At 72.6% G+C, this 12,985-nt stretch carries 14 protein-coding genes; 8 read left to right on the top strand and 6 right to left on the bottom strand.

The annotated features are described in order from the left end of the window. Window positions 1-48 precede the first annotated feature (48 nt). Window positions 49-816, bottom strand: coding sequence for an enoyl-ACP reductase FabI (fabI, locus tag CG736_RS31215; protein ID WP_100589498.1), 768 nt, complete (start codon window positions 814-816; stop codon window positions 49-51). A gap of 2 nt (window positions 817-818) precedes the next feature. Next, window positions 819-1,538 (bottom strand): 3-oxoacyl-[acyl-carrier-protein] reductase, encoded by a 720-nt coding sequence (gene fabG / locus CG736_RS31210; RefSeq protein ID WP_100589497.1) that lies wholly within the window; start codon window positions 1,536-1,538, stop codon window positions 819-821. A 314-nt stretch (window positions 1,539-1,852) separates the two neighbouring features. Between fabG and CG736_RS31205 the strand changes: the two genes are divergently transcribed. The 7 genes from CG736_RS31205 to CG736_RS31175 all read left to right on the top strand — a co-directional run bounded on the left by CG736_RS31205 (window position 1,853) and on the right by CG736_RS31175 (window position 8,503). Next, on the top strand, window positions 1,853-2,983 hold the full coding sequence (locus CG736_RS31205) for an MBL fold metallo-hydrolase (RefSeq protein WP_100589496.1): 1,131 nt from the start codon (window positions 1,853-1,855) through the stop codon (window positions 2,981-2,983). A 137-nt stretch (window positions 2,984-3,120) separates the two neighbouring features. Continuing rightward, window positions 3,121-4,647: a TldD/PmbA family protein gene (locus CG736_RS31200; RefSeq protein WP_100589495.1), complete on the top strand. Its 1,527-nt coding sequence runs from the start codon at window positions 3,121-3,123 to the stop codon at window positions 4,645-4,647. Further along, entirely contained in the window at window positions 4,647-6,041 is a 1,395-nt protein-coding gene (locus tag CG736_RS31195; protein WP_198520671.1) for a metallopeptidase TldD-related protein, read from the top strand. The genes CG736_RS31200 and CG736_RS31195 overlap by 1 nt, the downstream gene beginning before the upstream one ends. Window positions 6,042-6,071: 30 nt before the next feature. Continuing rightward, the gene (locus tag CG736_RS31190) at window positions 6,072-6,620 is read left to right on the top strand and encodes an RNA 2'-phosphotransferase (RefSeq protein ID WP_100589494.1); all 549 of its coding nucleotides are present in this window, start codon (window positions 6,072-6,074) and stop codon (window positions 6,618-6,620) included. Window positions 6,621-6,716: 96 nt separating this feature from the next. Continuing rightward, on the top strand, window positions 6,717-7,082 hold the full coding sequence (locus CG736_RS31185) for a DUF3099 domain-containing protein (RefSeq protein ID WP_100589493.1): 366 nt from the start codon (window positions 6,717-6,719) through the stop codon (window positions 7,080-7,082). 225 nt (window positions 7,083-7,307) lie between these two features. Further along, entirely contained in the window at window positions 7,308-7,550 is a 243-nt protein-coding gene (locus tag CG736_RS31180; protein ID WP_100589492.1) for a hypothetical protein, read from the top strand. 137 nt (window positions 7,551-7,687) lie between these two features. Further along, window positions 7,688-8,503, top strand: a complete 816-nt coding sequence (locus CG736_RS31175; RefSeq protein ID WP_157815811.1) for a hypothetical protein — start codon at window positions 7,688-7,690, stop codon at window positions 8,501-8,503. 26 nt (window positions 8,504-8,529) lie between these two features. On the opposite strand, the gene CG736_RS31170 is transcribed toward CG736_RS31175, so the two are convergent. Beyond that, window positions 8,530-9,336 (bottom strand): aminotransferase class IV, encoded by an 807-nt coding sequence (locus CG736_RS31170; protein WP_198520670.1) that lies wholly within the window; start codon window positions 9,334-9,336, stop codon window positions 8,530-8,532. Window positions 9,337-9,467: 131 nt separating this feature from the next. Here CG736_RS31170 and CG736_RS31165 point away from each other — a divergent pair, with 131 nt between their 5' ends. Continuing rightward, window positions 9,468-9,914, top strand: coding sequence for a nuclear transport factor 2 family protein (locus tag CG736_RS31165; protein ID WP_232734300.1), 447 nt, complete (start codon window positions 9,468-9,470; stop codon window positions 9,912-9,914). Here CG736_RS31165 and moaA read toward each other — a convergent pair. From moaA to CG736_RS31150, 3 genes are all read right to left on the bottom strand, one after another. Next, window positions 9,911-10,900, bottom strand: coding sequence for a GTP 3',8-cyclase MoaA (gene moaA, locus CG736_RS31160; RefSeq protein WP_100589489.1), 990 nt, complete (start codon window positions 10,898-10,900; stop codon window positions 9,911-9,913). The genes CG736_RS31165 and moaA overlap by 4 nt on opposite strands. Window positions 10,901-10,983: 83 nt before the next feature. Further along, on the bottom strand, window positions 10,984-12,597 hold the full coding sequence (locus CG736_RS31155; RefSeq protein ID WP_100589488.1) for a cation acetate symporter: 1,614 nt from the start codon (window positions 12,595-12,597) through the stop codon (window positions 10,984-10,986). Then, a complete protein-coding gene (locus tag CG736_RS31150; RefSeq protein WP_232734299.1) occupies window positions 12,594-12,944 on the bottom strand; it encodes a DUF485 domain-containing protein in 351 nt (116 codons plus the stop codon). The genes CG736_RS31155 and CG736_RS31150 overlap by 4 nt, the downstream gene beginning before the upstream one ends. Between the last annotated feature and the right edge of the window lie 41 nt (window positions 12,945-12,985).

Raw genomic sequence — 12,985 nt, 5'->3', positions numbered from 1 at the left:
CCACCAGCAGCTCGACCTCGCAGTTCTCCGAGCCCCTGGAAAAACTCGTTACGCGCCGATCGCGTGCAGACCGCCGTCGACGTGGATGATCTCGCCGGTGGTCTTCGGGAACCAGTCGCTGAGCAGCGCGACGACGCCGCGGCCGGCCGGCTCCGGGTCGGAGAGGTCCCACTTGAGCGGGGAGCGGGTGTCCCAGGTGGCGGCGAGGTCGGGGAAGCCGGGGATGGACTTCGCGGCCATCGAGCCGATCGGGCCCGCCGAGATCAGGTTGCAGCGGATGTCGCGCTCGCCGAGGTAACGGGCGAGGTAGCGGTTGGTGGACTCGAGGGCGGCCTTCGCCGGGCCCATCCAGTCGTACTGCGGCCAGGCGAACTGCGCGTCGAAGGTCAGGCCGACCACCGAGCCGCCGTCCTGCATGAGCGGGAGCAGCGCGGTGGTGAGGGACTTCAGCGAGTACGCGGAGACCTGCATCGCGGTGGCGACGGACTCCCACGGGGTGTCCAGGAAGTTGCCGCCGAGCGCGTCCTGCGGGGCGAAGCCGATGGAGTGGACGATGCCGTCCAGGGTCGGCAGGTGCTCGCGGACCTGGTCGGCGATGCCGGCCAGCTGCTCGGCGCTGGAGACGTCGAGCTCCAGGACCTTGACCGGCTTGGGCAGCTTCTTGGCGATGCGCTCGGTGAGGCTGGGCCGGGGGAAGGCGGTGAGGATGATCTCGGCGCCCTGCTCCTGCGCGAGCTTCGCGGTGTGGAAGGCGATGGAGGACTCCATCAGCACGCCGGTGATCAGGATGCGCTTGCCTTCGAGAATTCCAGTCATGGTCAGTGACCCATGCCCAATCCGCCGTCCACGGGAATGACGGCTCCGGTGATGTACGCGGCCTCGTCGGAGGCCAGGAACCGCGCGGCCGAGGCGATCTCGGCGGGGGCGGCGTAGCGGCCCAGGGGGACGCCGGAGACGATCTCCTTGCGGCGCTCCTCGCTGAGCACGGCGGTCATGTCGGTGTCGACGAAGCCGGGTGCGATCACGTTGACGGTGATGTTGCGGGAGCCGAGTTCGCGGGCCAGCGAGCGGGCGAAGCCGACCAGGCCGGCCTTGGAGGCGGCGTAGTTGGCCTGGCCGGCGGAGCCGCTGAGGCCCACCACGGAGGAGATCAGCACCACGCGGCCCTTGCGGGCGCGCAGCATCTTGGCGGCGGCGCGCTTCACGACCCGGAAGGTGCCAGTGAGGTTGGTCTCCAGGACGGACGTGAAGTCGTCCTCGGACATGCGCAGCAGCAGGGTGTCCTTGGTGATGCCGGCGTTGGCGACCAGGACCTCGACCGGGCCGTGGGCGGCCTCGATCTCGGCGAAGGCGGCGTCGACCTGCTCGGTGTCGGTGATGTCGGCGCGCACCGCGAGGACGTCGTACTTGGCGAGTTCCGCCGGAACCTCGCCGTTGCGGCTGGTGATGGCGACCTTGTCGCCCGCCTCGGCGAAGCTCTGGGCGATGGCGAGGCCGATGCCCCGGTTACCTCCGGTGACCAGTACCGAGCGGCTCAACGGTCCACCTCTTCCCTACTCGATGTGCGCGTGCCGACCGCACGCGTAGCCACCTGTGACGCTATCGGTAGGGTGCGAGCTCGGGCGAAGCTGCCTTCGACAGGCCTTGCCGGGTGAGTTCTGTTGCATCCCGACAATCCCGGTACCGGTCCCGTCCGGGTCCCTTCCGGGTCTCGTTCGGCTCCGGTCCGGGTCCTGTCCGGGTCCGGTCCGGGTCCGGTGCGGGGAACGCCGGGCCGGTGGCGGCCGTTGCCCCGGGGGTGCTCCGGAGAGTCCGGGCACCGGTTTCGAGCGAGCCGATCGGAGCGGACGCGATGAGTGGTGCACTCCCTGGCCGGGCAGGCCGCCGGGCGCTGGCGGCGGTGGCGGCCCTGACGGTGGTGGGTGCGGCGGCGTGGGCGCTGCGGGAACTGCCGGCCCAGTTCGGGCGACGGCCGGACCCGCTGGATCCGCGGGTGCGGGTGTCCCCGCAGTACCGGGACGGGGTGTTCCACAACGCGCCCTCGCAGGTGTCGGCCGGTGTGCCGGGCAGCCCGGACGCGGCGACGCTGCGCCGGATGCTGTTCGAGAAGGAGGGCCGGGTGCCGGCCGGTGCGGTGCCGCTGGCGGCGCCGGAGCCGTCGGCCGCGGCGTCCGAGGGCGTGGCGGTGACCTGGTACGGGCACGCGTCGGCGCTGCTGGAGCTGGACGGCTGCCGGGTGCTGGTGGATCCGATGTGGTCGGACCGCTGTTCGCCGTCCCACCTGGCGGGCCCGAAGCGGCTGCACCCGGTGCCGGTGGACCTGGCGTCGCTGCCGCAGGTGGACGCGGTGCTGATCTCGCACGACCACTACGACCACCTGGACATGGCGACGGTGCGCCGCCTGGTGGAGCTCCAGTCGGCGCCGTTCGCGGTGCCGCTGGGCATCGGCGGGCACCTGCGGCGCTGGGGCGTGCCGGAGCACCGGATCATCGAGCTGGACTGGGACGAGACGTGCACGCTCGGCGAGTTGACGCTGACGCTGACCGCCGCGCACCACTTCTCCGGCCGGGGTTTCACCCGCAACACCACGCTGTGGGGCTCGTGGGTGGTGGCGGGGCCGGAGCGCCGGGTGTTCTTCACCGGCGACTCGGGCTACTTCGAGGGTTTCGCCCGGATCGGCGAGCAGCACGGCCCGTTCGACGCCGCGCTGATGGCGATCGGCGCGTACGACGCCGCGTGGGCGGACATCCACCTGACTCCGGAGGACGCGGTCCGGGCGCATCTGGAGCTGCGCGGCGGCCTGCTGCTGCCGGTGCACTGGTGCACGTTCAACCTGGCGCCGCACCGCTGGGCGGAGCCGGTGGAGCGGCTGCTGGCGGAGGCGAAGGCACAGGGGGTCGCGCTGGCGGTGCCGCGTCCGGGGCAGCGGGTGGAGGTGTCCGATCCGCCGGAGCTGGACGGCTGGTGGGAGGCGCTGGCGTGACGCCGAACTGACGGGACGTCAGGGCGGCTCGGCCAATATTTGCTGGCCGAACGCCCTGCGGCCGGGGATGATGCGAGCGGGTGTGCCCTCGACCCGGGGGCGGCCCGCCGCACCCGATCCTCGACCCAGGGAGCCCGATGCCCCCCTCCGCGCTGGACCCTCAGTTCCTCTCGTACCCGTTGCGCCCGTTGGCGGACGCGGCCCTGTCCCGGGCTCGGCAGTTGGGCGTCTCGCACGCCGACTTCCGGCTGGAGCGGGTGCGGTCGGCGTCCTGGCGGCTGCGTGACGCCCGCCCGGCCGGCTCGTCGGACTCCGTGCAGTTGGGCTTCGCCGTCCGGGTGCTGCTGGACGGCGCCTGGGGCTTCGCGGCAGGCGTGGACCTGACGCCCGCCGCCGCTGCGGCCGTCGCCGAGCAGGCCGTGGCGGTGGCCCGGCTGGCCGGCGGGATCAGCCGCGCGGCCGGGTCCGGCGAGCGGGTGGAGCTGGCCCCGGAGCCGGTGTACCCGGAGGCCGAGTGGGTCTCCGCGTACGAGCTGAACCCGTTCGACGTGCCGGACGCGGAGAAGACCGGCCTGCTGGCCGAGTGGTCCTCCCGGCTGCTGGCCGCCGACGGCGTCTCGCACGTGACGGCGGCGGTGCTGACGGTGCAGGAGAACAAGTTCTACGCGGACACCGCGGGCACCGTGACGACCCAGCAGCGGGTGCGCCTGCACCCGTGGCTGGAGGCCACCAGCGTGGACGAGCGGACGGGCGCGTTCGACTCGATGCGCACCATCGCGCCGCCGGCCGGCCGCGGCTGGGAGTACCTCCGCGGCACGGGTTGGGACTGGGACGCCGAACTGGCCGAGCTGCCCGAGCTGTTGGCGCAGAAGATGGCCGCGCCGAGCGTCACCCCGGGCCGCTACGACCTGGTGATCGACCCGTCCAACCTGTGGCTGACCATCCACGAGTCGATCGGCCACGCCACCGAGCTGGACCGCGCGCTGGGCTACGAGGCCGCCTACGCGGGCACCTCGTTCGCCACCTTCGACCAGCTCGGCAGCCTGAAGTACGGCTCCGAGCTGATGCACGTCACGGGCGACCGGACGGCCGAGCACGGCCTGGCCAGCATCGGGTACGACGACGAGGGCGTCGCCACCCAGTCCTGGGACCTGATCCGCGACGGCGTCCTGGTCGGCTACCAACTCGACCGCCCGATGGCCGGGTTGAAGGGCTTCGAGCGCTCCAACGGCTGTGCCTACGCGGACTCCCCGGCGCATGTGCCGGTGCAGCGGATGGCCAACGTCTCGCTCCAGCCGGCCGCCGACGGCCCGGACACCTCCGGCCTGATCTCCCAGGTGGAGAACGGGCTGTACATCGTCGGCGACCGCTCCTGGTCGATCGACATGCAGCGGTACAACTTCCAGTTCACCGGCCAGCGCGCCTACGCCATTCGCGACGGCGAACTGGCGGGCCAGGTCAAGGACTTCGCCTACCAGGCCACCACCACCGACTTCTGGGGCTCGATGAGCGCCGTCGGCGGCCCGCAGACGTACGTGCTCGGCGGGGCCTTCAACTGCGGCAAGGCCCAGCCGGGCCAGGTCGCCGCGGTCAGCCACGGCTGCCCGTCCGCGCTGTTCCGTCAGGTCAACGTGCTCAACACCCAGCAGGAGGCGGGTCACTGATGTCCCTCACGCACCCCCACGAGCTGGTGGAACGCGCCCTCGAACTGTCCCGCGCCGACGGCTGCGTGGTGATCGTCGACGAGGAGTCCACCGCCAACCTGCGCTGGGCCGGCAACGCGCTGACCACCAACGGCGTCACCCGCGGCCGCCGGCTGACGGTGATCTCCACCGTGAACGGCACGCAGGGCACCGCCGCCGGCGTGGTCGCCCAGGAGGCCGTCACGCTCGACGACATCGAGCAGCTGGTGCGCGCCGCCGAGGCCGCCGCCCGGGCCGCCGAACCCGCCGAGGACGCCCAGCCGCTGATCACCGGTCGGCCCGCCGACCCGCGCTTCACCGAGGCCCCGCTGGTCACCGACATCGGCGTGTTCGACGCGTTCGCGCCCGCCCTCGGCGAGGCCTTCGCCCGCGCCCGGGCGGGCGGCGAGCTGCTGTACGGCTTCGCCCGGCACGAGATGACGTCCTCGTACCTGGGCAGCTCCACCGGCCTGCGGCTGCGCCACGACCAGCCCACCGGCGCCGTCGAGCTGAACCTCAAGACCGCCGACCTGTCCGGCTCCGCCTGGGTCGGCGCCGGCACCCGGGACTTCGCGGACGTCGACGTCACCGCCCTGCACGCCGACCTGACGCGCCGGCTCGGCTGGGGCCGCAAGCGGATCGACCTGCCGGCCGGCCGCTACGAGACCATCCTGTCGCCGTCCGCCGTCGCCGACCTGCTGGTCTACCTGAGCTGGTCGTCCGGCGCGCGGGACGCGGTCGAGGGCCGCTCGGTGTTCTCCAAGCCCGGCGGGGGCACGCGGATCGGCGAGCAGCTCAGCCCGCTGCCGCTGACGCTGCGCTCCGACCCGGCCGAGCCCGGCATCCAGGCCGCCCCGTTCGTGCTCACCCACGCCTCCGGCGAGAACGACTCGGTGTTCGACAACGGCGCGCCGCTGACCGCCACCGACTGGCTGCGCGACGGCAGGCTCACCCACCTGCTGACCACCCGCCACTCCGCGGGCCTGGCCGGGCTGCCGCTCAACCCGCCGATCGACAACCTGGTGCTGGAGACCTCCGCACCCGACGCGCCGACGCTGGAGGAGATGGTCGCCCGCACCGAGCGCGGCCTGCTGCTCACCTGCCTCTGGTACATCCGCGAGGTCGACCCGGCCACCCTGCTGCTCACCGGCCTCACCCGGGACGGCGTCTACCTGGTCGAGAACGGCGAAGTGGTCGGCGCGGTCAACAACTTCCGCTTCAACGAATCCCCGGTCGACCTGCTCGGCCGGATCACCGAGGCGGGCCGCACCGAACGCTGCCTGCCCCGCGAGTGGGGCGACTGGTTCACCCGGGCCGCGATGCCGCCGGTGCGCGTGCCCGACTTCAACATGAGCTCGGTCAGTCAGGCCTCCTGACCGGCCGACCGAACCCCTGGGGGGACTCCGATGGACGAGAAGCACACCGTCAAGACGTCGAAGATGCTCAGCCGCATCCTGCGGCACGACCCGGGCTCCGTCGGGGTCTCCCTGGACGAGGCGGGCTGGGTGGCGGTCGACACCCTGCTCGCCGCGCTGGCCCGGCACCGCCGGCCGCTCAGCCGCGCCCAGCTGGACCACGTGGTCGCCACCAACAACAAGCGCCGCTTCGCCTACTCCGAGGACGGCAGGTCCATCCGGGCCAGTCAGGGCCACACCGTCGAGGTCGACCTGGGCCTGCCCGCCACCACCCCGCCCGACGTGCTGTTCCACGGCACCGCCGAGCGCACCCTGCCGTACATCCTGGCCGAGGGCCTGCGCCCGATGACCCGGCAGGACGTCCACCTCTCGGCCGACACCGGGACGGCGGTCAAGGTCGGCTCCCGGCACGGCCGGCCGGTGGTGCTGGAGGTCGACGCGGCCGCGATGGCCGCCGACGGCCACGAATTCCGAGTGTCTGCGAACGGTGTCTGGCTCACCGACGCCGTGCCCGTCCAGTACCTCCGCCGCGCCGCCTGACCTCCGGACCGACCCCAGGTGGGTCGGTCCGGCGTCAGCGGGGTTACCGTGGTCGGTCGTAGGGAGCCGGAAAAGCCGACCGAGGATGGATGGACCATGCGCAAGAGCGCGGACGACGACCAGGTCTTCCGGATCACCGGTGCCCGCAGCAGCCTCAGCGAGGACGTCCGGGGCCGGCAGCGGCGGTACGTGATCTCCATGCTGATCCGCACGGTGTGCGTGCTGCTCGCCGTCATCCTGTGGGACGTCCAGCGCTGGCTCGCCTTCGCCGCGCTGGCCGGCGGCGTCCTGCTGCCCTACTTCGCGGTGCTGATCGCCAACGCGGGCCGCGAGCGCGCACCCGGACTGCCCTCGACCTTCGCCTTCTCCCCCGACACCCCGCTGATGCTCGGCCCCGGCGGGACGGGCGGCGGCGGGGCGGCGGCCGCCGCCCCGGCCGCCGAGAACCGGCCACAGGATTGAGAATCCCTCAATTCCCTTGTCCGATATGACCGTTCATCGACCGGTATGACCGCCGGAAAGCTCAGACGATCCTCAAATTAGTCACCGGACGGACGAGCTTCCGAGCCCTTGGCCGTGCCATACTTCCTTAGCGCTCCGCATCCCCCGTCGGAGCGACAGACCGACGCCGGGCAGCTCCCCCCGTGGCTGCCCGGCGTCGTCATGCCCGGGCATAGGATCGGATCCATGGACACCGCGCACCCCCTCTTCGGCACCCCCACCGGCCCCGACGGCCCGGCGGGCCCTCCGAAGTGCTCCGCCAAGGGCTGCCGCGAGCTCGCCACCTGGACCCTGCTGTGGAACAACCCCAAGCTCCACACCCCCGACCGCCGCAAGACCTGGCTGGCCTGCGACGAACACCGCGACTCCCTGGGCCAGTTCCTCGCCGTCCGCGGCTTCCTCAAGGACACCGAGCCCTTCTCGGCGTAGCACGGCGCCCGGAGCACCGACCGGCTGATCGCCTCCCCGGTCGCCGACCGTGCCGCCGTCGCGCTCGACCTGCTCGGGCAGCGGCGGCTGCGCGAATTCCCTGGCATCCGCCGCCGGGCGGCCGCCATGCTCTCCGCATGGGTGATCGAGCGAATTTCGTCGTGGTCCGCGAGAGCGGCGAGCACGAGCTGTACCTGTCCCGCTTCGGCGCCGTCGGCATCGACCTCGACCTGTTGGCCGGGCCGACCGCCGCGCTCGCGATGGTCGAGGCGCTGCCCGCGACCGACTGGTGGCTGGACGACGTGCACTGCCAGGGCGCGGCGCTGATCGATCTCGGCCGGAAGGTGCTGCTGCTGTTCGCCTGGGAGGGTTCGAGCACCGAACTCCGGCACCGCGCCGCCACGTTGGAGCTGCTGCGGGAGGCGTGGCCGGGCTGGGAGGTGCGCTGGCTGTACGACGGCAACGCGGAGGTACGGGCCTACCTGGGGCTGGACCCGGCATTCGTCCGGGACCGCGACGCTGCGACCTGCCACGTCATGCTGCTGGAGCCGGACGACGAGGAACTCGCGGAGCCGGAGCCGATGATCGCGGTGCTGACGGTCGGATCGGACCAGTGCTTCGTGGCCTCCAACGCCAACGACCACCCCGTCCTGGCAGGACCCGCCCTGCTCGACCGACTGGCGGACGCCCCGGAGCACGAAGTCTGCCGGGCTGCGGCCCAGGCCGGAGTGCACGTCGATCCGGTGCGGCGCCGGGTGGGCTGGTGGACGCTGGGGGCGACGGCGGAGGCGTACGAGATGGCGGAGCGGTGGCCGGGATGGACGGTCGAGTTCTGGCAGGACCGCTGGGAGGAGCACGTCCGGGTGGCCGCCGACCGGTTCCAACCACCCACCGTTGAGAGCGAGTTGGCGCGCGAGGAAGTCCGCGCGGCTGCCGAGCGCCACCGCCGCTGACAGCCGTCACCACGCACGGGACCGGCTCACGCCTGCTGCCAGGGGTTGCTCCGATAGCAGTCCAGCAGGAGCGCGGTGACCTCCGGATCGACGGTCAGCGCCTGCTCGTCGATGCCCGCGACCGGCACGACCGGCGCGATCGAGTTCGACAGGAACGCTCCGAGGGCCGGGGAGTCCGCCGCCCACCGTCCGAGGTCGCGGAGCCGGATCTCCCGCCGCTCGGACGGGATGCCCGCGGCCGCCAGACCCCGTTCCAGCAGTTGCCTCGTGATGCCGGGCAGTACGGCCGCCTCCGGCCAGACCACCCGCCCGCCGTCGAAGAACCCGATGTTCGCGATCGCCGCCTCGGCGATCCGGCCGTCTCGGTCGGTGAACAGCGTGTCGTCGTACCCGGCGAGCGCCGCCTGCCGACCGGCGAGCACCAGCCCGAACGTCCCGGCGTGCTTGACGTGCGGAAGATCCCGCTCGTACTCGATCGCCCGCAGGCGCACCGACGCCGCCCCGGCCCCGGCCGGCGCGCTCGTCATCACCGCCACGTCCGGCTCGACGTCCTCGCCGCGCAGCACCGCGTCCACCCGGCGGCTGAAGACCGTCACCCGGGCCGAGACCGCGTCGGGCGCGGCGCGCAGGGCCCGCCGGATCCAGCCCCGCACCCGGTCGGTGTCCAGGGCGGTCCCGAACAGCTCACGCGTGCCGGCGTCCAGCCGCGCGAGGTGCAGGTCGAGCCCGCGGACCGCGCCGCCCCGTGCCTGCATCGAGGTGAAGTGCGCGTAGGTCGCCCGCGCGAGCACCATCAGGTCCTCGCGCGCGGCCTCGCTGCCGTTGACGTCCACCCGGTCGATGACGACCCCTCCCTCGGCCTGGCCACAACCGGCCCAACCACGAAGGCCGTTCGGCCATTCCCGGCCGCCGGGCGGTGACGCCGCCCGACCGCCCGTCAGGTCGCCCGCCTACAGTGAGGTCCGTGAGCGATCTCCCCGCGCCCGGTCGGCACGCCGTCGAGAACCTGATCGCCCGGTACGCCGAGCTGGTGGACGACGGGGACTTCGCCGGCCTCGGCGCGCTGCTCGCGGACGCCGCCTTCACCGGCAGCGGCGAGCCGGTGAGCGGGCGGGAGGCGATCGAGCGGATGTTCCGGGACCTGCTGGTCGTGTACGCCGACGGCACCCCGCGGACCCAGCACATGACCACCAACCTCGCCGTCGAGGTCGACGAGGAGGCGGGCACGGCGGCCGCCCGCTCGTACGTCACGGTGTTCCAGTCGCTCCCGGGGCTGCCGCTGCAGCCCGTCGTCTGCGGGCGCTACCACGACCGCTTCGAACGGCGCGACGGACAGTGGCGTTTCACGGAACGACGCTTCCGCGCCACGCTGGTCGGCGACGTGAGCCGCCACCTGCGGAGCCGCGGCTAGCCGCCGATCGCCGACATCGGGCGCGCGGGCTGGAGGAACTCCGGGTCGTCGATGCCCGCGCCGGCCTTCTTGCCCCACATCGCCGCGCGCCACAGCTCCGCCAGCTCCGCGTCGCTCGCGCCCGAGCGCAGCGCGCCGCGCAGGTCCGTCTCGCCGGTCGCGAAGAGGCAGTTGCGGATCTGGCCGTCGGCGGTGAGGCGGGTGCGGTCGCAGGCGCGGCAGAACGGGCGGGTGACGGAGGCGATGACGCCGACCGCCGTGGGTCCGCCGTCGACCAGCCAGCGTTCGGCGGGGGCGGCGCCGCGCGCCGAGGACGGTTCGGGCGTGAGGGTGAAGCGGGTGCGCAGCAGCGCGAGGATCTCCTCGGCGGTGACCATCTGCGAGCGGTCCCAGCCGTGTTGGGCGTCCAGCGGCATCTGCTCGATGAACCGGAGCTGGTACCGGTGCTCGATCGCCCAGGCGAGCAGGTCGGCGGCCTCGTGGTCGTTGACGCCGCGCATCAGCACGGCGTTGAGCTTGACCGGTCGCAGCCCGGCGGCCTCGGCCGCCGCCAGGCCGTCCAGCACGTCCTGGTGCCGGCGGCGGCGGGTCAGGCGGGCGAAGGTGTCGGGGTTCAGGGTGTCGATCGAGACGTTGACCCGGTCGACTCCGGCGTCCCGCAGGGAGGTTGCCACCCGGGCCAGGCCGATGCCGTTGGTGGTGAGGGAGATCTCGGGGCGCGGGTCGAGGGCCGCGCAGGCGGCGATGATCGGGACGAGCCCCGGGCGCAGCAGCGGTTCGCCGCCGGTGAAGCGGACTTCGCGGACGCCGAGGTCGCGGACGGCCAGTCCGACCAGCCGGACGATCTCCGCGTCGGTGAGCAGGTCGTCCCGGCCGAGCCAGTTCAGGCCCTCTTCGGGCATGCAGTAGGTGCAGCGCAGGTTGCACCGGTCGGTGAGGGAGACCCGCAGGTCGACGGCCTGTCGTCCGTAGGTGTCGAGGAGCATCCCGGTCCCGCCCTTCCTCGGGGGCCGCGCCGGCCCGGCCGCCGGGTGGCGGCCGGGCCAGCTTAACCGGGCCGGGTACGGGGTCAGTCCGCGCCGAGGCCGGTGAGCGAACGGACTTCCAGTTCGGCGTACTTCGCGGGGTCGGCCTGCTCGCGGGCCAGCCAGGTGCCGATCGCGCCGGCCAGGAAGCCGACCGGGATGGAGATCAGGCCGGGGTTCTCCAGCGGGAACCAGTGGAAGTCGCTGTGCGGGAAGAGCGAGGTCCTGGGGTTGCCGGAGACCACTGGCGAGAAGATCACCAGGGTGACGGAGGTGATCAGGCCCGCGTAGGTGGCCGAGACCGCGCCGACGGTGTTGAACCGCTTCCAGAACAGCGAGTACAGCAGGGTGGGCAGGTTGGCGGAGGCGGCGACCGCGAAGGCCAGCGCGACCAGCGCCGCGGCGTTCAGCTTGTCGGCGAAGATCGACAGCACGATGGCGACGGCGCCGATCGCGACGGCGGCGAGCTTGGCGCTGGCCACCTCCTCCTTCTCGCTCGCCTTTCCGCGCCGGATCACGTTGGCCCAGAGGTCGTGGGCGAAGGACGAGGAGGAGGCCAGGGTGAGCCCGGCGACCACGGCGAGGATGGTGGCGAAGGCGACGGCGGAGATCACCGCGAGCAGCACCGCGCCGCCGGTGGAGCCGGCCCCGCCGCCGAGTTGTTCGGCGAGCAGCGGGGCGGCCGTGTTGCCGGCCGCGTTGGAGGCCTTGATGGTCTTGGAGCCGACCAGGGCGGCGGCGCCGAAGCCGAGGGCGAGCGTCATCAGGTAGAAGACGCCGATGATGCCGATCGCCCAGAGCACCGACTTCCGGGCGGCCCTGGCGGTGGGGACGGTGTAGAAGCGGACCAGGATGTGCGGCAGTCCGGCGGTGCCGAGGACGAGCGCGAGGCCGAGGCTGAGGAAGTCGAGCTTGGTGGTGCCGGTGAGGCCGTACTTGAGCCCGGGTTCGAGGAAGGCGCGGCCCTTGCCGCTGGCGTCGGAGGCGGCGCCGAGCAGGCTGGACAGGTTGAAGTGGTACTTGGCCAGCACCATGACGGTCATCAGCGCGGCGCCGGCGATCAGCAGCACCGCCTTGACGATCTGCACCCAGGTGGTGCCCTTCATGCCGCCGACGGTCACGTAGATCACCATCAGCGCCCCGACCGCCACGATGGTCCAGCGCTTGGCGCCGTCGCCGCTGACGCCGAGCAGCAGGGCGACCAGCGAGCCGGCGCCGACCATCTGGGCGAGCAGGTAGAAGATCGACACCACGATGGTGGAGATGCCGGCGGCGGTCCGCACCGGGCGCTGGCGCATCCGGAAGGCCAGTGCGTCGGCCATGGTGTAGCGGCCGGAGTTGCGCAGCGGTTCGGCGACCAGCAGCAGGGCGACCAGCCAGGCGACCAGGAAGCCGATGGAGTAGAGGAAGCCGTCGTAGCCGAACAGCGCGATGAGTCCGGCGATGCCGAGGAAGGACGCGGCGGACATGTAGTCGCCGGAGATCGCCAGGCCGTTCTGGAAACCGGTGAAGGCGCGGCCGCCGGCGTAGAAGTCGGCGGCGTCCTTGGTCTGCCGGCCGGCCCACAGGGTGATGCCGAGGGTGGCGATCACGAAGACCCCGAACAGCGACATGATCAGGGTCCGGTGCTCGCTCGCGGAGGTGGCCAGCTGGATCATTCGGCGCTCCCCTCCACGGCCGGGACGGCGGCGGCGCGCCCCCGGATGACGGCGGCGCGCGGGTCGAGCCGGCGGTCGGCGTGACGGGCGTACCAGGCGGCGATGGCGAAGGTGCTGGCGAACTGGAGCAGGCCGAGCACCAGGGCCAGGTTGACGTTGCCGACCACCTTGGTGCTCATCAGGTCCGGCGCGTAGCAGGACAGCAGGACGTACAGCAGGTACCAGAGGACGAACCCGGCCGTGACCGGGAAGGCGAAGTTCCGGAAGGAGCTGCGCAGTCGGCGGAACTCCGGTGATTCCTCGATGCGGGCGAACTGTTCCGGGGCGGGCTCGGGCGGGGGTGTCACGCGGTGCCTCCTGACGTCTTCGGTGCGACGGACGATCGGAT

Source organism: Kitasatospora sp. CB02891, assembly GCF_002803145.1.
Classification (GTDB): Bacteria; Actinomycetota; Actinomycetes; order Streptomycetales; family Streptomycetaceae; genus Kitasatospora; species Kitasatospora griseola.
This window is presented reverse-complemented; position numbering and strand designations above follow the sequence as displayed.